24 protein-coding genes are annotated in these 23852 nt (G+C 32.7%); 12 read left to right on the top strand and 12 right to left on the bottom strand.

Annotated elements, in window-relative coordinates:
• The first annotated feature begins 32 nt into the window (after window positions 1–32).
• The 10 genes from miaB (at window position 33) to ACFWU4_RS06005 (ending at window position 8732) form a co-directional block, all read left to right on the top strand.
• The gene (gene miaB, locus ACFWU4_RS06050; protein ID WP_411125858.1) at window positions 33–1478 is read left to right on the top strand and encodes a tRNA (N6-isopentenyl adenosine(37)-C2)-methylthiotransferase MiaB; all 1446 of its coding nucleotides are present in this window, start codon (window positions 33–35) and stop codon (window positions 1476–1478) included.
• A 3-nt stretch (window positions 1479–1481) separates the two neighbouring features.
• Window positions 1482–2420, top strand: coding sequence for a hypothetical protein (locus ACFWU4_RS06045; RefSeq protein WP_411125857.1), 939 nt, complete (start codon window positions 1482–1484; stop codon window positions 2418–2420).
• 38 nt (window positions 2421–2458) lie between these two features.
• Window positions 2459–3724: a sigma-54 interaction domain-containing protein gene (locus ACFWU4_RS06040; protein WP_411125855.1), complete on the top strand. Its 1266-nt coding sequence runs from the start codon at window positions 2459–2461 to the stop codon at window positions 3722–3724.
• 87 nt (window positions 3725–3811) lie between these two features.
• Complete coding sequence (locus ACFWU4_RS06035; protein WP_411125853.1) at window positions 3812–4009, top strand: hypothetical protein; 198 nt, start codon at window positions 3812–3814, stop codon at window positions 4007–4009.
• A complete protein-coding gene (locus ACFWU4_RS06030) occupies window positions 4010–4513 on the top strand; it encodes an LptE family protein (RefSeq protein ID WP_411125851.1) in 504 nt (167 codons plus the stop codon).
• A 3-nt stretch (window positions 4514–4516) separates the two neighbouring features.
• On the top strand, window positions 4517–5428 hold the full coding sequence (locus tag ACFWU4_RS06025) for a hypothetical protein (RefSeq protein WP_411125850.1): 912 nt from the start codon (window positions 4517–4519) through the stop codon (window positions 5426–5428).
• A gap of 1 nt (window position 5429) precedes the next feature.
• Window positions 5430–5777: a preprotein translocase subunit SecG gene (gene secG / locus ACFWU4_RS06020; RefSeq protein ID WP_411125848.1), complete on the top strand. Its 348-nt coding sequence runs from the start codon at window positions 5430–5432 to the stop codon at window positions 5775–5777.
• Window positions 5778–5926: 149 nt separating this feature from the next.
• A complete protein-coding gene (gene groES, locus ACFWU4_RS06015; protein WP_411125846.1) occupies window positions 5927–6202 on the top strand; it encodes a co-chaperone GroES in 276 nt (91 codons plus the stop codon).
• A gap of 111 nt (window positions 6203–6313) precedes the next feature.
• Window positions 6314–7945, top strand: a complete 1632-nt coding sequence (gene groL, locus ACFWU4_RS06010; RefSeq protein ID WP_411125844.1) for a chaperonin GroEL — start codon at window positions 6314–6316, stop codon at window positions 7943–7945.
• Window positions 7946–8090: 145 nt separating this feature from the next.
• Entirely contained in the window at window positions 8091–8732 is a 642-nt protein-coding gene (locus tag ACFWU4_RS06005; protein WP_411125843.1) for a DUF6090 family protein, read from the top strand.
• 82 nt (window positions 8733–8814) lie between these two features.
• Here ACFWU4_RS06005 and ACFWU4_RS06000 read toward each other — a convergent pair whose 3' ends face one another.
• The 9 genes from ACFWU4_RS06000 to xrtF all read right to left on the bottom strand — a co-directional run bounded on the left by ACFWU4_RS06000 (window position 8815) and on the right by xrtF (window position 16675).
• On the bottom strand, window positions 8815–9564 hold the full coding sequence (locus ACFWU4_RS06000; RefSeq protein WP_411125841.1) for a hypothetical protein: 750 nt from the start codon (window positions 9562–9564) through the stop codon (window positions 8815–8817).
• A 10-nt stretch (window positions 9565–9574) separates the two neighbouring features.
• Complete coding sequence (locus ACFWU4_RS05995; protein ID WP_411125839.1) at window positions 9575–10195, bottom strand: O-methyltransferase; 621 nt, start codon at window positions 10193–10195, stop codon at window positions 9575–9577.
• 507 nt (window positions 10196–10702) lie between these two features.
• Window positions 10703–11806, bottom strand: a complete 1104-nt coding sequence (locus tag ACFWU4_RS05990; RefSeq protein WP_411125837.1) for a hypothetical protein — start codon at window positions 11804–11806, stop codon at window positions 10703–10705.
• 51 nt (window positions 11807–11857) lie between these two features.
• A complete protein-coding gene (locus ACFWU4_RS05985; protein ID WP_411125835.1) occupies window positions 11858–12466 on the bottom strand; it encodes a hypothetical protein in 609 nt (202 codons plus the stop codon).
• Between the two features lie 39 nt (window positions 12467–12505).
• Entirely contained in the window at window positions 12506–12886 is a 381-nt protein-coding gene (locus tag ACFWU4_RS05980; RefSeq protein WP_411125833.1) for a heavy-metal-associated domain-containing protein, read from the bottom strand.
• A 49-nt stretch (window positions 12887–12935) separates the two neighbouring features.
• Entirely contained in the window at window positions 12936–15173 is a 2238-nt protein-coding gene (locus tag ACFWU4_RS05975; RefSeq protein ID WP_411125831.1) for a carboxypeptidase-like regulatory domain-containing protein, read from the bottom strand.
• 71 nt (window positions 15174–15244) lie between these two features.
• Window positions 15245–15652 (bottom strand): HYC_CC_PP family protein, encoded by a 408-nt coding sequence (locus ACFWU4_RS05970; RefSeq protein WP_411125830.1) that lies wholly within the window; start codon window positions 15650–15652, stop codon window positions 15245–15247.
• A gap of 50 nt (window positions 15653–15702) precedes the next feature.
• Window positions 15703–16131, bottom strand: coding sequence for an exosortase F system-associated membrane protein (locus ACFWU4_RS05965; protein ID WP_411125828.1), 429 nt, complete (start codon window positions 16129–16131; stop codon window positions 15703–15705).
• The gene (xrtF, locus tag ACFWU4_RS05960) at window positions 16124–16675 is read right to left on the bottom strand and encodes an exosortase family protein XrtF (protein ID WP_411125827.1); all 552 of its coding nucleotides are present in this window, start codon (window positions 16673–16675) and stop codon (window positions 16124–16126) included. The genes ACFWU4_RS05965 and xrtF overlap by 8 nt, the downstream gene beginning before the upstream one ends.
• 86 nt (window positions 16676–16761) lie before the next feature.
• On the opposite strand from xrtF, the gene ACFWU4_RS05955 reads away from it, so the two are divergent.
• Window positions 16762–17220 carry a GAF domain-containing protein gene (locus ACFWU4_RS05955; RefSeq protein WP_411125825.1) on the top strand — a complete coding sequence of 153 codons (459 nt, stop codon included), beginning with the start codon at window positions 16762–16764 and terminating at the stop codon, window positions 17218–17220.
• Between the two features lie 8 nt (window positions 17221–17228).
• On the opposite strand, the gene ACFWU4_RS05950 is transcribed toward ACFWU4_RS05955, so the two are convergent.
• Together ACFWU4_RS05950 and ACFWU4_RS05945 are read right to left on the bottom strand one after the other, a co-directional pair.
• Entirely contained in the window at window positions 17229–18482 is a 1254-nt protein-coding gene (locus ACFWU4_RS05950; RefSeq protein WP_411125823.1) for an ABC transporter permease, read from the bottom strand.
• A gap of 82 nt (window positions 18483–18564) precedes the next feature.
• Window positions 18565–19815 carry an ABC transporter permease gene (locus ACFWU4_RS05945; protein WP_411125821.1) on the bottom strand — a complete coding sequence of 417 codons (1251 nt, stop codon included), beginning with the start codon at window positions 19813–19815 and terminating at the stop codon, window positions 18565–18567.
• Between the two features lie 146 nt (window positions 19816–19961).
• On the opposite strand from ACFWU4_RS05945, the gene purH reads away from it, so the two are divergent.
• Window positions 19962–21491, top strand: coding sequence for a bifunctional phosphoribosylaminoimidazolecarboxamide formyltransferase/IMP cyclohydrolase (purH, locus tag ACFWU4_RS05940; protein ID WP_411125819.1), 1530 nt, complete (start codon window positions 19962–19964; stop codon window positions 21489–21491).
• A 64-nt stretch (window positions 21492–21555) separates the two neighbouring features.
• Here the strand turns inward: purH and ACFWU4_RS05935 are convergent.
• A partial coding sequence (locus tag ACFWU4_RS05935) for a T9SS type A sorting domain-containing protein (RefSeq protein ID WP_411125817.1) occupies window positions 21556–23852 on the bottom strand: 2297 nt, incomplete at its 5' end.

The raw sequence follows: 23852 nt of genomic DNA, 5'->3' as shown, positions 1-23852 counted from the left end.
AACAGATATTTCGTTTGCACGGAACATAACAGATGGAAAAGATTATAGACGAAAATAAACAGGGAGAATCCTTAGTACTAGAGCAAAAAGAAGGGAATCAAAAAAAACTCTTCATAGAGAGTTATGGTTGCCAAATGAATTTTAGTGATAGCGAAATTGTTGCCTCTATATTATCAGAACAAGGATATAATACCACAAAAAATTTACAAGATGCAGATTTAGTTTTAGTAAATACATGTTCTATAAGAGATAAAGCAGAGCAAACTGTTAGAAAAAGATTAAAGTACTACAATAAAGAGAAAAAACGCAATCCTAAAATGAAAGTTGGTGTTTTAGGGTGCATGGCAGAGCGTCTAAAAACTAAATTCTTAGAAGAGGAAAAAATAGTGGATTTGGTTGTTGGCCCTGACGCCTATAAAGACTTACCAAATCTTTTAGAAGAAGTAAACGAAGGTAGAGATGCTATTAATGTTATTCTTTCTAAAGAGGAAACCTATGGCGATATTTCACCTGTTAGACTAAACTCTAATGGTGTTAGTGCATTTGTATCAATTACACGTGGTTGCGATAATATGTGCACATTTTGCGTTGTTCCATTTACCAGAGGTAGAGAAAGAAGTAGAGATACACAAAGTATTATAGAAGAAGTTAATGATTTATGGTCTAAAGGTTACAAGGAAGTAACCTTATTAGGTCAAAATGTAGATAGTTATTTGTGGTATGGTGGTGGACTAAAAAAAGACTTCGAAAAAGCTACCGATATGCAAAAGGCTACCGCAGTAAATTTCGCCAAACTTTTAGAGCTTTGTGCTAAAGCACAACCAAAAATGCGCTTTAGGTTTTCGACATCAAATCCGCAGGATATGACTTTAGATGTTATTGAAACTATGGCAGCCTTCGAAAATATTTGCAATTATATTCACTTACCTGTGCAAAGTGGAAGTAATCGTGTTTTAAAAGCCATGAATCGTTTGCATACTCGAGAGGAGTACTTTAAACTTATTGATAACATTAAACGTTTAATACCAGATGTTGGTATTAGCCAAGATATGATTGCGGGATTCCCAACAGAAACCGAAGAAGATCATCAAGACACATTAAGCCTAATGGAATATGTGAAATATGATTTTGGATTTATGTTTGCCTATTCAGAGCGTCCTGGTACGCTTGCAGGTCGCAAAATGGAGGACGATATACCTGCAGAAGTTAAGCAAAGAAGATTAAATGAGATTCAAGCTTTACAGAGAGAACATAGCCATTACAGAACAAAACAGCATGTTGGTAAGATCCAAGAATTTTTGATTGAAAAGTCATCAAAAAGATCTGATAAACAATGGGCTGGAAGAAATAGTCAAAATGTGGTTGCTGTTTTCCCTAAAGAGCATTACAAACCAGGAGATTTTGTAAACGTAAAAATTATAGACTGCACAAGTGCCACTTTAATTGGTGAACCTGTAGGTTATTCAAAAAATAATTAATAGATGAAAAAAATACTTTTAATATTATGTATACTATCGTTAAGCACAGCTTGTGAAAATGAACCTTTAGACACTGGTTTTACACAAGATAGTGGTGATGGCAATGCAGGTGGTAATGGCGGAAGCGAGAGCGGTGATCTAACATTATCTCTTTATGAATTGGACACTGATTTAACATTTAGCTTTTTTGGTATTCCACTCCAAACCATAACAAATTCTGATATTAATATATCTGAAAACAAAATTCTATCGAGTTCAACGGCAATATCGGTTGAAGGCAGCCCTTTTGAGACTGATAACCAGACTTATACACGCAATATGACTGGTCAGATTACAAGTGATATTTCTGTTAATTCTCAAGGCCAAACGACAAATGAGTATATAATAACTTATACAAATGGTTCAATTTCACAAATTACATATGACTATTTTGAAGACGATGAAGATGATTATACTTATAATTTTACTTACACTGACAACATCATTACAAGAACTGAAGTTGGATCGACCATTTCTACTGTATTCACTTTAGACGGCTTTGATCGAATTATTAAGAAAGAGTCTTTTGACGACACATTTTCAATACAAATTGAAACGCTAACTTATAATGGAGGTGGTAATATTAATAGTAGTATAACAACAGGTGAAACCGAAAGTAATATCACTTATAATTTTGATGACAACACCAATCCTTTACAAATAGTCTACAATGACAATTATTTACTTAATTTTTTAGCAGATGATTATTCTGATGAAGTTGGCGCATTAATCGCACAATTTCATTCTACAAATAACTGGAGTGGCGCCACATTTGATGGTGAGGCTTTTACATTTGATTTGGAATATAATTCCATAGGAAGAATATTGAGTAGAGATATCGCTTACGATTTTGGTGCTGAACTTATGATAGAAATCAATGAAAGGTTTAACTACGTCAACTAAAAATAATAATTAAGAGTTCCAACTTTAGTGGATAAAATATGGAATCTATACAAGCCATAAAACAACGTTTTGGTATTATTGGGAATGATCCCAAACTTAATCGTTCTATAGAAAAAGCAATTCAGGTTGCTCCTACCGATATATCTGTATTGGTAACTGGAGAGAGTGGAGTTGGTAAGGAGAGTATTCCTAAAATTATTCATCAACTTTCACACCGTAAACACGGTAAATATATAGCCGTAAACTGTGGAGCTATTCCTGAGGGAACAATTGATAGTGAATTATTCGGTCATGAAAAAGGGGCTTTTACAGGAGCAACTCAAACAAGGTCCGGTTATTTTGAGGTTGCTGATGGTGGAACTATATTTTTAGACGAAGTTGGTGAGCTACCTCTAACTACTCAAGTTCGTCTTTTACGTGTATTAGAGAATGGAGAATTTATAAAAGTAGGTTCTAGTAAAGTTCAAAAAACAGATGTAAGAATAGTAGCTGCGACAAATGTAAACATGTTCGAAGCTATTAAAAAAGAAAAGTTTAGAGAAGACCTTTATTACCGTCTAAGCACGATAGAAATTAACCTGCCTGCCCTTAGAGAACGGAAAGAAGACATACATTTGTTATTCAGAAAATTTGCTAGTGATTTTGCTTTAAAATACAAGATGCCAACTGTAAAATTAACTGATGATGCTGTTAATTTACTTTTAAGATATCGTTGGAATGGGAATATTCGTCAGTTAAGAAATGTAGCAGAACAAGTTTCGGTTTTAGAGCATATTCGCACAATTAATGCTGCTACTATACAGAACTATTTACCAAATACAGGTTCTAATCTACCTGCTGTTGTAAACAACACTAAATCCGAAAGCGATTTTGCTAATGAACGTGAGATTTTGTACAAAGTTTTATTTGATATGAAAGCTGATCTCAATGACCTTAAGAAGCTCACAATGGAGTTGATGAAAAACGGAAGCGTTTCTGAGGTTCAAAAAGATAATGAGCATTTAATTCAGAAAATATATGGAGATAAAGACGAAGCTATTGAATCTACAGCCATTGAAGATTTAGAGGTTTTATCTTTGCAACAACATACAGATACGAAGGAATCTATTCTACCTGAAGTTGAGGACAAATATCATTTTGCTGAAGAAATTGAAGAAGAAGAAACCTTATCTTTACAAGACAAAGAGTTAGAACTCATAAAAAAATCACTCGAGCGACATAGTGGTAAACGGAAGCTTGCTGCCGCAGAACTTGGAATTAGTGAACGTACGTTGTATAGAAAAATAAAGCAATACGATCTTTAAGAAAATTTTGTGAAGTCTTAGATAAGATAATTTACTTTATTAAGTTTTTAATTTAAATACATTTCGACACAAATATAATATCAGATAATGAAAGCAGTAGAAATATTTATGATAAGAAAATCATTTAGACCAAATAGTTCTGAGGCTATTAGAAAGGAAGCTGAAGAATTAATAAATGAAAAACATTATAAAGGTTATCGTCTTGTCAATGTAGATTTTGATGTCGCTGATAATGCTGGTTATATCTATGCTTTTATAACTATGAAACGTCCAAATACATATTAAATGAAAAAATTAAAATTCATTATTTTTTTATCATTAAATGTAACCCTAGTTAGTTGTGGTATTTATTCATTTACTGGTGCTGATACTGGTAATGCAAAAACATTTCAGGTTAACTTCTTTCAGAATAATGCAGAATTAGTTGAACCTGGTTTAGATATTGATTTTACCAATAGCCTCCAAGATTTAATTCAGAATCAAACCAATTTAAACTTGGTAAATACAGGTGGAGATTTACTTTTTGAAGGTGAAATCACAGAGTACCGCATTGCACCGATGACTGCTACGGCTCAAAACACAGCTGCACAAAACCGCTTAACAATAGGAGTTAATGTTAGATATTTTAATACACTAGATGAAGAAAAAGATTTCGAAAGACGTTTTTCTTTCTTCTTTGATTACGACGCCAATGCACAACTTACTGGAGGAACAAAAGATGAAGCTTTCCAAGTAATTTTCGAAAGATTAACACAAGATATTTTTAACGCATCTTTAGCTAATTGGTAATATATGGAGCTTCAACAACTCACATACTTATTAAAACATCCTGAGGCAATAACTGCATCGCAATACGAAGCACTATCTATAAAAATTAGCGAGTTTCCTTATTTTCAACCACTTAGAGCATTACATCTCAAAGGTTTAAAACAAAAAGCAAGCTACAAATACAACAATTCTTTAAAAGTTACAGCTGCCCATACAACGGACCGTAGTGTTTTATTTGATTACATAACTTCCGAAATTTTTAATCAAAATGAAATATCTAATGAAATTAAGCAAAACTCAGAATATATTAAAGCTATAGAAGTTTCTGATATTGATGATATCTCTATACATAAAAGTGTTACTATTGACGATGCTTTAAAAGCGCATGTTAAAGCAACTGAAGGTGTTTTAGATCCTCATCTTTTTAAACCAATTCCGCCTCCAACTATTTCGCCTAAAATTGAAGATTCTATAATTTCTGTTGATGTTAAAAACATTACTCCAGAAAAAAAACTTAACATAGGACAACCATTAGATTTTGATAAATCGGAAAATTATTCATTTGCAGAATGGCTGAAAATCACCAATTTTAAACCTATTTTGCGTGAAACTAATGAATCTAAAAAATTAGAAAACAACACAACTTCTGCTCCGTTGAAAAGTAAACTCGATATTATAGACAAGTTTATAAATGAAAATCCTAAAATAAAACCTATTACAGGTAATGCACCAAAACCTAAGTTGGTAAATAATGATGATCATCTTTCTAACAGTTTAATGACAGAAACTTTAGCTCGTATTTATTTAGAACAAAAAAACTATGATAAAGCCATTCAATCTTATAAAATTTTAAGTTTGAAATATCCAGAAAAAAGTAGTTTCTTTGCACACCAAATTAAAGCGGTAAAAGAATTAAAAGAACAAAATAATATATAACATGAGTACATTTGTAATATTCTTGGTATTAATAGTAATAGTAGCCTTCTTATTGATCGTTGTTATAATGGTACAGAATCCAAAAGGTGGAGGTTTATCGTCATCTTTCGGTGGTGGTGGTACACAACAACTAGGTGGAGTTAAAAAGACTGGAGATTTTTTAGATAAAAGTACTTGGTTTTTAGCTACTGCTCTAATTATTTTAATTTTAGCTTCTAACTTAACTATTGATGGTGGTGGCAGCATAGAATCTAAAGCTTTAGACACTAATGACAATACAGAATTACCTCTAACTACTGAACCTGCAACAGATGATGCTGCAGCCCCAAGCACAAATCCAGAAGGGTAATCTAAATAAATAGAAATAAAAAAAAGCCAACTAAAATTTAGTTGGCTTTTTTTTATTTCTGCAAGTTTGTCAGTCTTTATTGCTTGGCACAATTTTAGAACTACGCTAGAGCGTAATTAGAATTTAAAACAACTAAAACATACAACAAAATGGCTTTAAACATTAAACCTTTAGCAGATCGTGTTCTTGTAGAACCAATGCAAGCTGAAACAACTACGGCTTCAGGTATTATTATTCCAGATAATGCAAAAGAAAAACCACAAAAAGGAACTGTAGTAGCAACTGGAAAAGGCACAAAAGACGAACCTATTACAGTTAAAGTTGGTGATACTGTACTTTACGGAAAGTATGGAGGAACAGAACTTAAATTAGAAGGAAAAGACTATTTAATGATGCGCGAAAGTGACATCTTGGCGATAATTTAGATTGTCATTCCTGCTAAGACATGAATATGATCAACCAAAAAACTAAATTTTTTAAATTAAACACAAACAGATTTCCGCTTTCGCGGAAACGCTAAAATTAAAATTTTAACGATGGCAAAAGATATAAAATTTGATATTGAAGCACGCGACGGACTAAAACGTGGTGTAGATGCTTTAGCAAACGCAGTAAAAGTAACTTTAGGACCAAAAGGTCGTAATGTAATTATAGGAAAATCATTTGGTGCTCCTCAAGTAACCAAGGATGGTGTATCTGTAGCAAAAGAAATTGAGCTTGCAGATGAACTTGAAAATATGGGAGCGCAAATGGTAAAAGAGGTTGCTTCTAAAACTAACGATCTAGCTGGTGACGGCACAACTACCGCTACAGTTTTAGCACAAGCTATTGTAAAAGAAGGACTTAAAAATGTTGCTGCAGGTGCTAATCCTATGGATTTAAAACGAGGTATTGACAAAGCTGTCGAAGCTATTGTTTCTGACCTTGATAAACAATCTAAAAAAGTAGGTAGCGATTCTGACAAGATTAAACAAGTTGCGGCGATTTCTGCTAACAACGATGACACTATTGGTGATTTAATCGCTAAAGCCTTCGGAAAAGTTGGTAAAGAAGGTGTAATTACTGTAGAAGAAGCGAAAGGTATGGAAACATACGTTGACGTTGTAGAAGGCATGCAGTTTGACAGAGGGTATTTATCCCCTTATTTCGTCACTGATGCTGATAAAATGATTGCTGATTTAGAGAATCCATACATTTTATTGTTTGATAAGAAGATTTCTAACTTACAAGAAATTCTACCAATATTAGAACCAGTTGCACAGTCTGGTCGTCCTCTATTAATTATAGCAGAAGATGTTGAAGGACAAGCATTAGCAACTTTAGTTGTTAATAAATTGCGTGGTGGACTAAAAATAGCAGCTGTGAAAGCTCCTGGTTTTGGTGATAGACGTAAAGCAATGCTAGAAGACATAGCTATATTAACAGGTGGTGTTGTAATCTCTGAAGAAAGAGGATTCTCTTTAGAGAATGCAGATCTTACTATGCTAGGAACAGCGGAGACCGTAACTATCGATAAAGACAATACAACAATTGTAAATGGTAACGGAAAAGCTTCTGATATAAAAGCAAGAGTAAACCAAATAAAAGCGCAGATAGAAACAACGACTTCTGATTACGATCGAGAAAAATTACAAGAGCGATTAGCAAAATTAGCTGGTGGAGTTGCTGTACTCTATGTAGGTGCTGCATCTGAAGTAGAAATGAAAGAGAAAAAAGACAGAGTTGATGATGCATTACATGCAACACGAGCAGCTGTTGAAGAAGGGATCGTTGCTGGCGGTGGAGTTGCATTAGTGAGAGCTAAGAAAACTTTAGAAAAAATCACAACAGAGAACTTAGATGAAACAACTGGTGTACAAATTGTAAACAAAGCTATTGAATCTCCTTTAAGAACTATTGTAGAAAATGCAGGTGGAGAAGGTTCTGTTGTAATTAATAAAGTTTTAGAAGGTAAAAAAGATTTTGGATATAATGCTAAGTCTGAAACTTATGTAGATATGCTAAAAGCTGGTATTATCGATCCTAAAAAAGTAACTCGTATTGCTTTGGAAAATGCCGCTTCTGTAGCTGGTATGATTTTAACCACTGAGTGTGCTTTAGTAGATATTAAAGAAGATGCTCCTGCCATGCCACCAATGGGCGGAGGCGGAATGCCTGGCATGATGTAATTCTTAACAAGGATACACAACAACTTGCTATGCATATATAAGCAAGTAAATATATTTTAAGCTATAAAGCCTTTGGTTTTCATCAAAGGCTTTTGGTTTTGTATGTTATTTTCCTAATTTTAAAGAAGTACAATGTTTTAAACCTATGAAAAAGAAACTCACCTATGCTTTTGGCGAAATTTTAATAGTTATTGTAGGTATCTCTTTAGCCTTTGCTATGAATAATTGGGGAGAAAAGAGATCCGATGAAACTCAGAAAAACGAATATATAACTAATTTAAAACAAGATATAGCAGCTGATAAATTGCATTTAGAATCTAACCTGGAAATCATTAAAACCAAAATAGACCAAGCCAAAGATGTCATCTCTATTCTTGGGAAAAATAGTCCTGATAAAAATCAAAGATTAAGAGCAATTTATAATTTAGCACAATTAACTTCATTTAAACCAAAAGACTACACGCACCAAACTCTAGTTAACTCTGGTGACCTAAAACTACTGAATAATTTTGAGCTTAGAACTACTATTCAAAAACACTATTCAGACTATGAAGATATTTTAAACGCCTACAAACGACAAGAAATAATCAATAAAGATTATCTAGGAAACTATTTTATTTACCATACAGACTATGAATTAATAGAAGTAGGTAAAATTCCTTTTAAAGACGAAAAATTATTGAAAAATATTATTCAGAGTGTATACGGAGCTTTAATGTTTAAACGCGATGCTACTTTAGAGGGTATTAAAAGATGTGATAGTATTTTAGATATACTCGCTAAATAATAGAATGCATAAATTAGTAACTCTAATTTGGGTTTATTTACCAAACTGTAAAGTCAACAATAATATTAAATCTTAACTACTCTTATCTATAATTTGTATCTACATTGTCATAAACTCTAATGCCTGTTATTTTACCAGTTTCTTTATTTATATCGTAAATAGAAACACCTGCTTGAGGCTTAAAAGTTGCACTACCCCAAACTTCACAAGTGTATTCACCTGCAAAAGTCCCAGACTCTTTATCAAACACATAGTTATGAAATTTTAAGGGTACTCCGCCATCTCCAAAGAAATGGTCAAAATGTTTTTTTAACCCTTCTCTAGTTTTATGATTCCAGCGCCATCCAGCAGGTTCTCTAAAATATACGTCGTCTTCAAAAGCTAACGTTGCCATTGTGGCTTGAGTTGAGCCAATAGTAATACCGTCAAAATAGCTTACCACCTCTTTTGGTTCTATTAATTCAATTTGTTCAGAAAATATAGATGCTCTAAAAACATGTCCTTCTGTAATAGGATAAACTGAATGATATGTGCGCACTTCACTAAACTTATCTCCATCTTTCACCATAATTGCTACTAAGGGTAAGTCGAACGTGTTATTAAGTAAAATATCATACTCGATAACACTATGTTTTTCATCTTCAAATTGTTTAAAAACTTTTACTTCTTTAATTTCATTTTGAAGGTATTCGAATTGCTTTTTCAATAATTTTATACCAGAAGCTTTACCTTTTGCATCACCAACCGTTTGAAGATTAAGTTTTACATTTTCAGTTAAATAAGAAAGTACTTCATTATATTCTTCCTTTAAGATTTTTTCTATGAATTTCATAATAATTAAATTAACTTATACTAGTGATAATTGCGACCTTTCCATTATATTTTGATTGTAACTTATATTTAGAGTTTTTGACAATGGTTTTTAAAAACACTTTAGTTTCTTCCATATCTGCATTATCTACGTAGATAAAAGTATTTTCATGAAAATTAGGCTCCAACATGTTAAATAAAGGCAAATACAAATCTTTCCAACCGTCCAATAGTAATAAGTCTATTGACTCTTGGTGATTCTTTAAAGTATCCATAGCGTCTCCTATTCTTACTTCAATTATATCATCTACACCTGCTCTTTCAAAATTTTCAATCGCCTTTTTAGCTTTAGATTCAATTAACTCAGTTGTGATAATATGACCTGCTGTATCTGCAGCACCTTGTGCTAAAAATATAGTGGATATTCCGAACGAAGTCCCAAATTCAACAATATTTTTTAGATTATTATTCTTTATAAATTGCACCAAATCCCTACCTTGTTCTTGTGAGATAGAAAGATATACATCCTTGAAATCAGATGGCTTTATTGGTCTAAATATACTTTTAGAAAAACCTTTCATCATTTTGAGATGGTCATATTTTGAGTCGTTATATAAGCTAGCTAAAGTCGTTTCTATTTGTTCTGTAATCATATTTGTTTTCTTTTGAGAAAAGGATACTAAAAGCTAAGTATCTTCTTTTGCTATTAATTAATAATTATATAAAAAATTCAATCATCATACCGTTATCTGGAAAATACGCCATAGGTTTTGATTTATTGTTTGTAATTATTAATGCAAAGATGAGTTCATTGCCTAATAAAACAATTATCAAAATGATGATAAAAACGATAAAAGTCTAACCTCAACTAAAGTTGCATAAGGTAAAATGAAGTTTTATGGGTAGCAGAGGAATTATGCTCTATAGTTTTAGAAAATTTATAATAGATCTTATCAATTATGAACCTCAATATCTAATCGTGCATAAGACCTTAAAGAAATCTTTAGCAAAACGCATATCACTTCTTAAAATATTGAATTTGTAAACACGCTAAAACTTCTAACAATAGAAATTGATAACGATTGATACATGTCATTATTTGTGAGGTAAAGGCTAATACTACAACAACAGTTTATTAAACTGTTAGACTTGTGAGGAGTTTAAATTTCAGTTATACTAAAATCAGCAAACAATACTTCTTCATCCCTTAGATCTTGTTGATTTATTAAACTTCTATAGATGCCCCATTTTGGTCTTACAAAGGATGCTTCTGGCCTCCAATTTATGATGGTATTATTAGAGTACTCAAATAAAACGGAATCATCACTTATATTCTTAATTTCAATAGCATAAGTGCCAGATGTACCGTATTTAATGGTTTCTGTAACCTCTAACCACGTATCTATAAAGGGTGCTAATTCAGCCTCTTCTACAGTTATTTGACTATCTGTCTCTGCGTAACGCAATTGAAGTTTATCTGGTGTACCTTTGCGAGTTGTTAATGTATACATTGGCATACTTTCTAATGCACCTCCAACCGATTTTAATTGGTGTAAATGTGTGAAATTTGGAGATGATTGAAATCCTGCTTTCAATTTAAATTTCCATTTATAGATAACAGTTTCATTTTCTATCCCTAATAAATTATCTGGAGATTGGCTATAAGTCTTTATTTCATTCCGTTGACGATCAAAATTTATACAACGATCATTATCTGGTGTAGTATGAATAAAAAAACGAAAGACATTAGTATTTAAGTCAGTATCAAAAAGTTCGTCTATATGATTTCCAAATGCCGTATGATTACAATCTGGTGTCTCAATAGGGTTTTGACCTGGCGCTAATACAGAAGTAATTAAGTCATATGTACTTCCTGGTCCATCTGCCTTTAATTCAACCCCTTCTGGTACCGGGTTTTCAATATTTTTAATAAGATTAATCGTAACAGAATTATTTGATAGATTAGTATCAGTGTAAGCATTCTGTACAGCCGCTATAAAATTAATTGTGGTAATGACTTGAGTCGTATCCGCGTTAAAATTTGTCTGTTTTACCGTTTCACTAATTAGAGCAGCTCCATAATCATAACTCAATGCAATGTCTAATTTTTGTTGCAAATCGATACTCGCAGTCCAATTAATTAGACTTACGGAAGATGACACTGAAATATCAGTAGCCACTGGTGCCGTCACAACATTGCTATCATCATTGCTGCTGCAACTTTGTAAAACAATTATTAAGGTTATACAGAGAATCTTTTTCATTATTTTGATTGAAAAATGTGATAGAAAAACATCATTTACATTTATTAAATGCTATTTTATTTTTAAAGTGTCCCACATAAGTTGAACCATTTCAGGACCACCATCACCAAGACCTAAACCCATGTCCATAGTCATTACTAAAATACCTTCATCTTTTTTTCCGTGCGCTGCAATTTCATAGGTCTCAGTTTCTCCTTTATAGTCTAAAACAGCTTTTAATACTTTTATAGTTTCACCAGATAATAATTTTTTATCATAGTCTTTTCTCACTAAGCTATAACCATAACTAACACTTTCTTTAGTCACCTCGTTGAGCATCATCTCTTGAAGCATTGTCGGGTTAAAACTACTATATTTCTGAACGATTACACCAGATCCGCCAGCAGTCATTATCATTAACTGGTCTATACCTTCTTCTACAGTAACTTTAGATACTTTATGTTTCTTTGTATACTTAAGTTGAAAATAATCTTCATCTAGTAGTAATGTGTCTTTTTTTCTAAGTCCTAAATCGAGCTTCTTACCTTTTATTTTTATTTCTATTTCACTATCCATTTCAATCTCATATGACTTCCCATCTATGGTTATGATATAATCTTTTTGGGCGTTCGCGGTTACAAAAGATATTAATGTAATAATTAAAAATAATTTAAACTTCATAAGGTTCGTGTCTATTTATTAACTGATATAATTAAATTCCTATTTTTTATTCTTCTTGTTTTGCTTCTCACCGTCATGATCTTTTACTACATCTTTATCTCGGTATTTACAGCAAGGATGAACAGTTTCATATTGTTCTTCTGTTGCTTTCACCTCTTTCGTATCATGCCCTACTGAAGCTAACTTTTTTGATATTATAGTTAAATCTGTCTTACGTTCATCGTAGATAAGTTTTAACTCATGGGTATCCAAATTCCAAACTGCAGATTTTACCCCTTTAGTTCTTATTGCAGCTTTTTCTATTCGTTGTTTACACATACCACAAATGCCATCCACTTCCATTGAAGCTTTAGCATTTTTATTTTGGGCAAATACTCCTGTAGAAAATAATACTGTGCAAATTAAAATTATTTTTTTCATCTTATTATATTCATTTTTTATGTGACTGTCAGCTCCATAAAATTATGTGTTACTCTATACGATATCTTAAACCCGAGTAAAACATACTTCCAAAAATTGGACCATAAACAAAATTACTATCAAAATTTGACCCAAAAGGATCATCTGCACTTACAATCGGGTTTGACTGACGTACATTGGTAATATTTTCTGCACCTAAATATACTTCAAATTTAGAAGAAAACACTTTTGTAACTTGTAGATTTAATGTCCCAATAGTTGGGGAATACTCATCTAACCGAAATTCTGAGGTACTTAAATTTGTTGAAGGAAAACGTTGCGAATCTAACCAATTATATGTGGCATCGAATTTCCATTGCGCACTATTTTCCTTTTCGTCTGTTTCAAAGGATGCATTAGCAAATAATCTGTGTCGTGGAGTTAATGGTTTTTCTAGGCGACCAGAATTATAATCTGCTTTTATATCATAATACTTATAAGCCGTTCTTAAATCGAAACCTCTAAATGCGTTATAATTAAATTCTATTTGAAAACTATTAGCATAACTCTTACCATTAAGATTATAAAAATTAAGCTCAAAAGGATTTTCCCAATCTACAATGACCTGATTATGAAAATCCGTTCTGTAGAAATCTAAGGTGACGTCTGCCTTTCTTTCAAATAAATTAAACCCTTGTAAATAACTTATTCCATAATTCCATGCAATTTCAGGGTCTAAGCCATAGATTTTGCCGCCATTACTTAAAATATTGATTTGTCTCGAACTAGAAAACATATTTTGATTTTCGGCAAAAATATTCGCACTTCGTTTACCCCTTCCAATAGAAGCTCTAAATGCCGATTTCTCCCACGGTGAATATCTTACATGCAAACGTGGGGTTACAAAAAAACCTAGTCTATTATGCTGATCTAATCTTATACCTGCAGTCATTGTTAACTTATCTAAGTCATCATAAGCATACTCAAAAAATCCACCAACTGAATTCTCAGTGCGCTCAAAAGAATCTGTATCTACAAATTCATCAAAATGATCGTAAGTAAAACTTAAACCTGTTTTTATTTTATGACGCGAATCTGTAATTATACTATTATAAACTAAATTGGAATAAAAACTATTGTGCTGTATATCATAGATATTTAAACCAAAATAAGAGTCTTGTCTGTGATGACTGAAAGCCGTTTGAAATCCTAAGCTTTGATATGGCACTTTAGGGTTTACAAAACCTAATTTTGTTGTAATTTCAAAACGTTCTGTATTAATTTCGCTTCCCCAAAAATTGGTAGTTCCTCTATCTGATTCTGGATTAAAATCTTCTTGACCAGATTGAGTTTTATCATTAAGGTAACGTAGATTAATAAAGCTTACAATTCCTTTTTCACCATTGGTATATTGCCAACGGCTCATCACATTAATTTGTTCCTTTATTGGCACATCTAAAAACGAATCATCATTTCTATCGAATTTCTTATCTCTTTTATTACCATGTAAGTATAAACCTGTACTCCACCTATCCGATACTTTTTGATTAATGTGCGTATTTAACTCAAATCTCCCATTAAGACCGGCATAAGCATTTACAAAAAGCTTGTCATCTGTATTTGGCTTAACGAGCTCCGCATTTATTTGCCCTGCAATACTTTCAAAACCGTTAACAACACTACCTGTTCCTTTAGTAATTTGTATACTTTCTACCCAAGTACCTGGAATAAAACTTAAACCATAGGCTTGAGATGCACCGCGTATAGAAGGAATATTCTCTGTTGTAATTAAGATGTAAGGTGAGTTTAAACCTAACATTCTAATCTGTTTTGTACCAGAAACTGCATCAGCAAAATTTACATCGATAGATGGATTAGTTTCAAAACTCTCTGAGAGATTACAACATGCTGCTTTTAAGAGCTCGTCACTACTTACAAAAAGTGTATTTGTAGCTTTTAAATAAGATTTAGTTGTAGCCTGTTTTCTAGAAATAAGTGTTACAACATCTAATTCTTCTGAGGCTTGTAATACATGTCTTATATATCTATTTTCAGTAATAATTATTGTATCGGCTTTAAACCCAATATAACTTATTACAAGCTTATTATAAGAGAATTTATATGGTATGCTAAATGTACCATCATCATTAGTTACGCCGCCAACTGAGGAATTTAACCAATAAACATTTGCGCCTGATAAGGGTAATTCTTTAGAGCTACTTGTTTCTAAAACTATGCCCTTTAACTGTTCTTGACCAAATGCAAAGAATGATAAGAACATCATTATTAATATTAAATATTTTTTCATTTATTTTATTTATAGATATAATAATTTAGTGCACAATTATGTTCACTATTATTTTAAGAGTTATCTATAAATCAAATTAAGTAAGTCTCATCTAAGACTTGTATGTCTTTGATGAGATTAGGTGGAGAATAATCTTTATGAGGTATTATAAGTTTAGGTAAACTTTCAAAAAAACATGAATACGTTAATCCATAAGCCAGTAGTATAAGCTCTTGTGATGTATTAATTTTTAGAAATTCTATGGTATTAAGTTCATCTTGTCCTTTAACAATATCCACAGTATCCTCGCAACATGGCTTTTTAACATAATTAGAATCAGAAACATCCATACCTCCACATTTTTTCGATTCAGAAAACAAGGATGTATCGACTAAATTTTCGCCACAATAGTGCTTTTCTACAGTAAAAGACATTGTAGAAAACAATACTAAAAATGATAGTATTGACCCAACTAGTTTATGTACTAACTTATATTGCACAGTGCAAATTTAAGAAATACTTAAAAAAAGTAACTTAATTTAAACAACAATTAACGTTTAAGCTTATGATAATAAAACGCAGGTAATAAGAGAATTAAAAGCAGAGGCTGTATTAAAAAACGTCTAATGTTAAAGAATAAATAGTAATCCGCTTGCCTTGGATTAACAACAAAATATAAAAATGGAATTAGTAATAATATATAAGAAATAACATAAACTAAAATTGCAAATTTAATTATACTCTTATCTTGAAACAATAAATATAGTATACCTAATGAAGCTAATGTATTAAGCAGATATCGCAAACTAGTAAAAAAAACAAGTTTAAAAACCTCTCGTCTTGGATTATCTATATAAAGATAATCATTCTCAAAAAAAGTAAGATAGGGATCATAAAATAAGACATCTTCAAAAGCGCGTATTAGAATCAACACCACTAGCAAAAGCACAATTACTATATATCTTGTTAATTTAGGCATGACTTTTTGTGTTTTTTGAAAAACGATTCACCCAAATCATCCATAAAATAAAAACGGTACCATAAATAAGTAATGGAAAAATAACATTATGCAACATTTCTTTTCTCCATGGATAATGATAGAGACCTAGGGATAAAACAACAATTCTAAATAGGTTGAAAACATATATTATTATACTTCCAGCAACACAATAAAACAGTGTGGTTTTAAACTTGCCTGCAAACGCAATAATAAAAGATAAAAATAATATGATGATACTAATAGCGTTGCAACCCTCAATAACTCTAGCAACATATTTACCATTAATAATAACTTTCATCGAAGGTTCATTGGCATGTGGTAAAATATTTGCGTTGTAACCAATTCCATTTAGTAAGGAATTAGTTTGTTCTGCTACTAAGTTAGTTAAGTAATCTGGGTAAAACTTCGAGCCATCGGAAAGATTTAAATATAAATTATATCCAATGGTCAAAACTGCATAAACCACTAAAAAAGTGAGAATAAATTTAATAACGAGTTTGTATTGTTTTAATAAAGCCTTCAAGCAATGTTAGTTTGATGTTAAATTTATAAAAACTGTAATTTATAATTGTGCATTTTAAATACTTTTACCAAAAGTTTTGAAAATCTATGACACTACAAGAATTAAAACCTAAAATAAAAAATATTATAGTACAATCTCAGCTCACAGTTGACGAGCGTTTATTAAAGATTTGCGAAATCTTAGAAACTAATATTAATTATTATAATTGGGTAGGTTTTTACTTTAAAAACGGTGACAAAGATGAATTAAAACTAGGCCCTTATGTAGGTGAACCTACGGACCACACTATAATTCCTTTTGGTAAAGGCATTTGTGGGCAAGTTGCAGTGAGTAATCAAAATTTTGTAGTACCAGATGTAGCTGCACAAGATAATTATATTGCCTGTAGCATAACGGTTAAAGCTGAAATTGTTATTCCGATTTTTGTAAATGGCGAAAATATCGGTCAAATTGATATTGATTCCAATACACCAGATCCTTTTAATGAGGCCGATGAGCGCTTTTTAGAGTTTGTTTGTAAAGAAGTCTCAAAACTTATTTCTTAATAGTAGTATTACATACCTGTTCTAATTGCCTCAACAGGGTCTAAACGTGACGCCGTCAGTGCTGGAATAACTCCTGAAACTAACCCAATTAAAAATGAAATTCCAAATCCTATTAACATATTTGTAGGTGACAATACAAATTCAAAATCTTCAGTTAATCCGCTACCTATTATAGTGCCTATCCATACTAATAGCAAGCCTACTATACCGCCAACTATGGCTAATATAACAGCTTCGAATAAGAACTGAAAAAGAATGAATTTATTTTTTGCTCCTAATGATTTCTGAATACCAATGAGGTTTGTACGCTCCTTTACACTAACAAACATTATGTTAGCAATACCAAAGCCACCTACTAATAACGAGAAACCACTAATTACCCAACCAATGAGGTTCATGGTACCAAGCATAGTATCTATCGCTCCTTGCAAACCTGCTATAATATTTATAAAAAAAGTATCAATCTCATCTGGCTTTAGCCCTCGTTTGTTTCTCATAATTTGAGTTACATCAGCCTTTAAAGCATCTATATCAGCTTCCTTTTCGGGTTTTATAATAACTATAGCTAACATATTTGGGTTGTTATCACCAAATCTATTTCTTACGTAATTGGCTGGTAAAAAAATAGAAACGTCATTACTATCTCCCAACAAACCAGACCCCTCCTTTTTCACAACACCAATTACGGTAAACTTTTGACCATAAAGTCTTACCTTTTTACCAATAGGTTCGAATTGACCAAAAAGAGATTTAGCTATTTCTGAACCAATAACAACTACTGCCTTTCCTGAATTGGATTCAGACTCATTATAAAATCGTCCTTTTTCAAATTCTAAAACCTGAATATCTGTAAATTCATTTGATACAACAACTGTATTTACACCGCTAACTAATTCAGACTCATACCTAATATTCTCCCGTCTCACACCTAATTGAAAAGCAACATGCTCTGCATTAGGTAATGATGATTTTAAATTTTTATATTCATTGTATGAAATTTGATCAAACGTTTCTCTTTGCCAACGTGGTACATCAGTTGGTCCAAAAGACCTGTTAACAACATACATTGTATTACTATCTAAAGAACTTAACTGTGATGTTATGGTTTTATCTAAAGAATCTACTGCAGCCAATACAGCGATAATAGAAAATATACCAACTGTAACTCCTAAAAGTGACAAAAATGTTCTTAGTTTATTATTGCGAAGCGCATTTATTGCAAAGGAAAAACTCTCTTTTAATAAGCGTAAATATACAAGCATATACCATCTCTAATTATGTATAAAGATAAACGCTTTCAAATATTAAGGTATTAAAAAAGGCTTAAAAAAAATAAAACACAATTTACATTCCTGTTCTAATAGCTTCTACAGGATCTAATTTCGATGCAGATATTGCAGGAATCACACCTGCAATTAATCCAATTATCGTAGAAAGCATAAAACCTAAAAACATATTACCAAATGAAAGTACAAATTTAAAATCACCCGTAAAATTGGACATTATTAATGCAATTATCCATACCAAAAACAAACCTACTAAGCCACCAACAACGGCGAGTACGACAGCTTCAAACAAAAATTGAAATAAGATAAATCTGTTCTTAGCACCCAAAGATTTTTGAATACCGATAAGATTGGTGCGTTCTTTCACACTAACAAACATAATATTGGCGATACCAAAACCTCCTACTAATAATGAGAATCCACTGATGATCCATCCTATTAAATTCATACCAGATATTACACCTTCAACAGCACTTACAAAGCCAGAAATTTTATTTACAAAAAAATTATCATCTTCATCTGCTTTAAGTCCTCTAAAAGCTCTAAACTTTTGTTTTAAAACTTGTTCAAATGAGGAAATTTCTACGTCTGAATCTGGCTTTATAATAATAGCGCCTGGCAATCCATTCACGCCTCCATTTTTAAAACGTCTTACGAAATTTGCTGGTACAAAAGCCTTTTCGTCTGGAGAGTCAAATATACTTGTACCAAACTTTTTCAAAACACCAATTACAGATAACTTTCTACCGTAAACCCTAACTTTTTTTCCTAATGGATTAGAATTACCAAATAAATTTTCTGCAATAGTATGCCCCAAAACTATAACCGGAGCGCCCGATTCTGATTCTGCCTCACCATAAAATCGTCCTTGCTCTACCTTAAAATCTTCTATTTCGTATATCTCATTAGAAACCGCGTCCACACCAACACCAGAAACTGTTTCTGCTTGATAACGAATAGTTTCATTTCCTCCAAAAATAATATATGCAGCTGCTTCAATATCTGGGACATTTCGTCTTACAAAATCAAAATCATCATGCTCTGTTTGAGGAAAATTGTCACGTTTCCAACGAGGTACATCTGTCGGACCAAATGAAAATTTAGTGAGATACATGGTATTCTTATCTAAGCCTGATAAATTATCTTTTATATAACGGTCTAAAGAATCTACAGCTGCTAAAACACCTATAATTGAGAAAATACCAACTGTAACACCCAAAAGTGATAAAAAAGTTCGCAATTTGTTATTTCTAAGTGCATTAATTGCAAATGAAAAACTCTCTCTAAACACTCTTAAATAGACAAGCATGATTGGTTGTTTTAAAACAATTTAAAGATAGGACGTTTTCAACAATCTATTGTTACAAAAAACTTAAAGAAACTCGTTTTTTCATCGAGATTTAACTGATGAATATGTTTATTTTTGCAACATCGAAAAAATCACAACACAACATTATGAGCAACAAAACTATGTCATCTGCACTAATCTCTGTTTTTAGTAAAGATGGATTAGCACCAATTGTAAAAAAACTAAATGACCTCAATGTCACTATTTATTCTACAGGTGGAACAGAAAAATTTATTAAAGATCTAGGAATTGAAGTCGTACCTGTAGAAGATGTAACGTCTTACCCATCAATACTTGGTGGCCGTGTAAAAACATTGCACCCTAAAGTGTTTGGAGGTATTTTAAATCGTCAAAATCATGAAGGTGATGTTGCTGAATTAGCAGAATTTGAAATTCCGCAAATAGATTTAGTTATTGTTGACCTCTATCCTTTTGAAAAAACAGTTGCTTCTGGAGCAAGCAATCAAGATATTATTGAAAAAATTGATATTGGTGGCATTTCGTTGATAAGAGCAGCTGCGAAAAATTATGCAGATGTTACTTGCGTATCTTCAGTTGAAGATTACGCAGAATTCTTAGAACTTCTCGAGACAAAAAACGGTGAAACATCTGAAGATGACAGAAAACATTTTGCAGCAAAAGCATTTAATGTGTCTTCACACTATGATTCCGCTATATTTAATTATTTCAATAAAAACCACGAAATAGCATCTTTAAAAATATCTGAGACTAATGGTAAAGTTTTAAGATATGGGGAAAATCCCCATCAAAAAGGATTCTTTTTCGGAAATTTCGATGATATCTTCACAAAATTACACGGTAAAGAATTGAGCTATAACAATCTTCTAGATGTTGATGCCGCTGTTAACCTTATGTTAGAATTTAAAAATGATGCACCAACTTTTGCAGTGCTCAAACACAATAATGCATGTGGTTTATCACAACGTGATACGATTCATCAAGCTTATGTAGACGCGTTGGCAGGTGATCCCGTCTCTGCCTTTGGAGGGGTTTTAATTAGTAATACAGAAATTGACTCTTCTACAGCAAATGAGATTCATAAACTATTCTGTGAAGTTGTTATTGCACCTTCATTTTCAGATGAGGCTTTAGAAATTTTAAAAGGTAAAAAGAATAGAATACTATTAATCTTGAAAGACATAGAAATGCCGAAAACCAACGTAAGAAGTTGTCTTAATGGTGTTTTAGTACAGGATAGAAATAAGATCACAGATACGGTTGAAGGTTTAAAACCTGTAACTAACAAAACAGCTAGTGCTGGCGAGTTAGAAGATCTAATCTTTGCCTCCAAAATTTGTAAGCACACAAAATCGAATACAATAGTCTTGGCCAAAAACAAACAATTATGTGCGAGTGGCACTGGGCAAACAAGCCGTGTTGATGCATTAAACCAAGCGATTCATAAAGCAAAATCCTTCAATTTTAATTTAGAAGGAGCAGTTATGGCAAGCGATGCTTTTTTCCCTTTTCCAGACTGCGTGGAGATTGCAGATAATGCTGGTATTTCTGCTGTAATTCAACCAGGTGGATCTATAAAAGATCAATTAAGTATTGATTATTGCAACGCTAATAATGTAGCTATGGTAATGACAGGAACACGACATTTTAAACATTAAAAAGATATATATAAATTAAAAAGAGCACCAAAATGGTGCTCTTTTTTTAACAATAAATTTATTTTTAATTTTTAATTATGCGCTTTACAATTCTGTTTCCAGAAGTTATATCAATAATATTCATAAAGTAAGTCCCATTTTCTAGATTACTAATATCTATAGTCATAGTTCCCTGTGTTGATAATGGCCTACTATAAACTTCCTTTCCAAGAACATCAAATAATTGAACATTTAAGTCTAAAACACTATTTCCATTGAAATTAATATTAACAGAATCTTTTGCAGGATTCGGATAAACGCTAAAATCAAAATTAGAGCTTATATCATTTATACTTAAAACGTCACAATCAGTTCCCGTTAATCGTGTTACTGAAATAGGATTAGATAAATCAAAGCAGCCAGTTAAATCTGCTACATTTGCAGCAGTTGCTAAACCAATGTCACCTGTATATCTTAGGTACCAAATATCACAAACTCCTGCACCTGCTCCTTCTAAATTGAATGGTCCTGATGGAGGCGTCCCTAAGATATTTCCTGTAGCATTATCTGTAATAACCCAAGCAAAACTATCACCTGAACGAACAGTTTCGTCTACAAACTCTACTTCTATTAAATCATCTACACCTTCACCTGCACATATCGTCGCAGTTGTATCTGTTGTCCCTGCTATCTGAATCTCACCACCATTAACTGAATTTCTTGTTACTGAGATTGGGTTAGATAAATCGAAACATCCTGTTAAATCTGAAACATTACTTGCTGTCGCTAGACCTATATCTCCTGTATATCTTAAGTACCAGATGTCACAAACTCCTGTTGGAGCTCCCTCTAAATTAAATGGTCCTGCCATTGGCGTACCTAATATATCTCCGGTAGCTTGGTCTGTAATAACCCAAATAGATGAGTCACCAGACAATACACTCATATCTACAAACTCTACTTCAATTAAATCATCTACACCTTCACCTACGCAAATCTCTGCAGTAGTATCTGTTGTCCCTGCTATCTGAATAGCTCCTCCGTCTACTGCATTACGCGTTACTGAGATTGGATTAGATAAATCGAAACATCCTGTTAAATCTGAAACATTACTTGCTGTCGCTAGACCTATATCTCCTGTATATCTTAAGTACCAGATGTCACAAACTCCTGTTGGAGCTCCCTCTAAATTAAATGGTCCTGCCATTGGCGTACCTAATATATCTCCGGTAGCTTGGTCTGTAATAACCCAAATAGATGAGTCACCAGACAATACACTCATATCTACAAACTCTACTTCTATTAAATCATCTACACCTTCACCTACACAAATCTCTGTAGTAGTATCTGTTGTTCCTGCTATCTGAATCTCACCACCTTGAGCGTCACAAATCATATTACAATCAGTTCCCGTTAAACGTGTTACTGAAATAGGATTAGATAAATCAAAGCAGCCAGTTAAGTCTGCTACATTCGCAGCAGTGGCTAAACCAATGTCACCTGTATATCTTAGGTGCCAAATATCACAAACTCCTGCGCCTGCTCCTTCTAAATTGAATGGTCCTGATGGAGGCGTACCTAATATATCTCCTGTAGCTTGGTCTGTAATAACCCAAATAGATGAGTCACCAGATAATACACTCATATCTACAAACTCTACTTCTATTAAATCATCTACACCTTCACCTGCACATATCGTTGCAGTTGTATCATTAGTACCTGCAATTTGTATTGCACCACCATTAACTGCATTTCTTGTTACTGAGATTGGATTAGACAAGTCAAAACATCCCATTAAATCTGCTACATTGTTGCCTGCTGCTAAGCCTGTTAGTCCGTCTTCATATCTTAAATACCAGATATCACATACTCCTGGTCCTGCTCCTTCTAATACGAAGCCTCCGGCTGGTACCATTGCTGGTAATCCTAATATATTACCCGTTGCTTGGTCTGTGATTACCCAACTTGCGTTGGTTCCAAAGCGTGGTACACTTGCATCAAATTCTACATCTATTCCATCTACAACTCCTTCTCCTACGCAAATCTCTGCAGTAGTATCTGTTGTTCCTGCTATTTGAATAGCTCCTCCGTCTACTGCATTACGTGTTACTGAGATTGGATTAGACAAATCGAAACATCCCATTAAATCTGCTACATTGTTGCCTGCTGCTAAGCCTGTTAGTCCGTCTTCATATCTTAAATACCAGATATCACATACTCCTGGTCCTGCTCCTTCTAATACGAAGCCTCCGGCTGGTACCATTGCTGGTAATCCTAATATATTACCCGTTGCTTGGTCTGTGATTACCCAACTTGCGTTGGTTCCAAAGCGTGGTACACTTGCATCAAATTCTACATCTATTCCATCTACAACTCCTTCTC

The organism is Winogradskyella sp. PE311 (genome assembly GCF_046545555.1).
Classification (GTDB): Bacteria; Bacteroidota; Bacteroidia; order Flavobacteriales; family Flavobacteriaceae; genus Winogradskyella.
This window is presented reverse-complemented; position numbering and strand designations above follow the sequence as displayed.

Excerpts from the sequence above, each read along its gene's own strand:
- ACFWU4_RS05950 (WP_411125823.1), bottom strand. The coding sequence starts at position 18,482 with ATGCTTGTATATTTACGCTTATTAAAAGAGAGTTTTTCCTTTGCAATA.
- purH (WP_411125819.1), top strand. The coding sequence starts at position 19,962 with ATGAGCAACAAAACTATGTCATCTGCACTAATCTCTGTTTTTAGTAAA.
- ACFWU4_RS06005 (WP_411125843.1), top strand. The coding sequence starts at position 8,091 with ATGAAAAAGAAACTCACCTATGCTTTTGGCGAAATTTTAATAGTTATT.
- groES (WP_411125846.1), top strand. The coding sequence starts at position 5,927 with ATGGCTTTAAACATTAAACCTTTAGCAGATCGTGTTCTTGTAGAACCA.
- ACFWU4_RS05990 (WP_411125837.1), bottom strand. The coding sequence starts at position 11,806 with ATGAAAAAGATTCTCTGTATAACCTTAATAATTGTTTTACAAAGTTGC.
- ACFWU4_RS05980 (WP_411125833.1), bottom strand. The coding sequence starts at position 12,886 with ATGAAAAAAATAATTTTAATTTGCACAGTATTATTTTCTACAGGAGTA.
- ACFWU4_RS06045 (WP_411125857.1), top strand. The coding sequence starts at position 1,482 with ATGAAAAAAATACTTTTAATATTATGTATACTATCGTTAAGCACAGCT.
- miaB (WP_411125858.1), top strand. The coding sequence starts at position 33 with ATGGAAAAGATTATAGACGAAAATAAACAGGGAGAATCCTTAGTACTA.
- ACFWU4_RS05955 (WP_411125825.1), top strand. The coding sequence starts at position 16,762 with ATGACACTACAAGAATTAAAACCTAAAATAAAAAATATTATAGTACAA.
- ACFWU4_RS05995 (WP_411125839.1), bottom strand. The coding sequence starts at position 10,195 with ATGATTACAGAACAAATAGAAACGACTTTAGCTAGCTTATATAACGAC.
- ACFWU4_RS05975 (WP_411125831.1), bottom strand. The coding sequence starts at position 15,173 with ATGAAAAAATATTTAATATTAATAATGATGTTCTTATCATTCTTTGCA.
- ACFWU4_RS05965 (WP_411125828.1), bottom strand. The coding sequence starts at position 16,131 with ATGCCTAAATTAACAAGATATATAGTAATTGTGCTTTTGCTAGTGGTG.
- ACFWU4_RS06030 (WP_411125851.1), top strand. The coding sequence starts at position 4,010 with ATGAAAAAATTAAAATTCATTATTTTTTTATCATTAAATGTAACCCTA.
- ACFWU4_RS06025 (WP_411125850.1), top strand. The coding sequence starts at position 4,517 with ATGGAGCTTCAACAACTCACATACTTATTAAAACATCCTGAGGCAATA.
- ACFWU4_RS06035 (WP_411125853.1), top strand. The coding sequence starts at position 3,812 with ATGAAAGCAGTAGAAATATTTATGATAAGAAAATCATTTAGACCAAAT.
- groL (WP_411125844.1), top strand. The coding sequence starts at position 6,314 with ATGGCAAAAGATATAAAATTTGATATTGAAGCACGCGACGGACTAAAA.
- secG (WP_411125848.1), top strand. The coding sequence starts at position 5,430 with ATGAGTACATTTGTAATATTCTTGGTATTAATAGTAATAGTAGCCTTC.
- ACFWU4_RS06000 (WP_411125841.1), bottom strand. The coding sequence starts at position 9,564 with ATGAAATTCATAGAAAAAATCTTAAAGGAAGAATATAATGAAGTACTT.
- ACFWU4_RS06040 (WP_411125855.1), top strand. The coding sequence starts at position 2,459 with ATGGAATCTATACAAGCCATAAAACAACGTTTTGGTATTATTGGGAAT.
- ACFWU4_RS05985 (WP_411125835.1), bottom strand. The coding sequence starts at position 12,466 with ATGAAGTTTAAATTATTTTTAATTATTACATTAATATCTTTTGTAACC.
- ACFWU4_RS05945 (WP_411125821.1), bottom strand. The coding sequence starts at position 19,815 with ATGCTTGTCTATTTAAGAGTGTTTAGAGAGAGTTTTTCATTTGCAATT.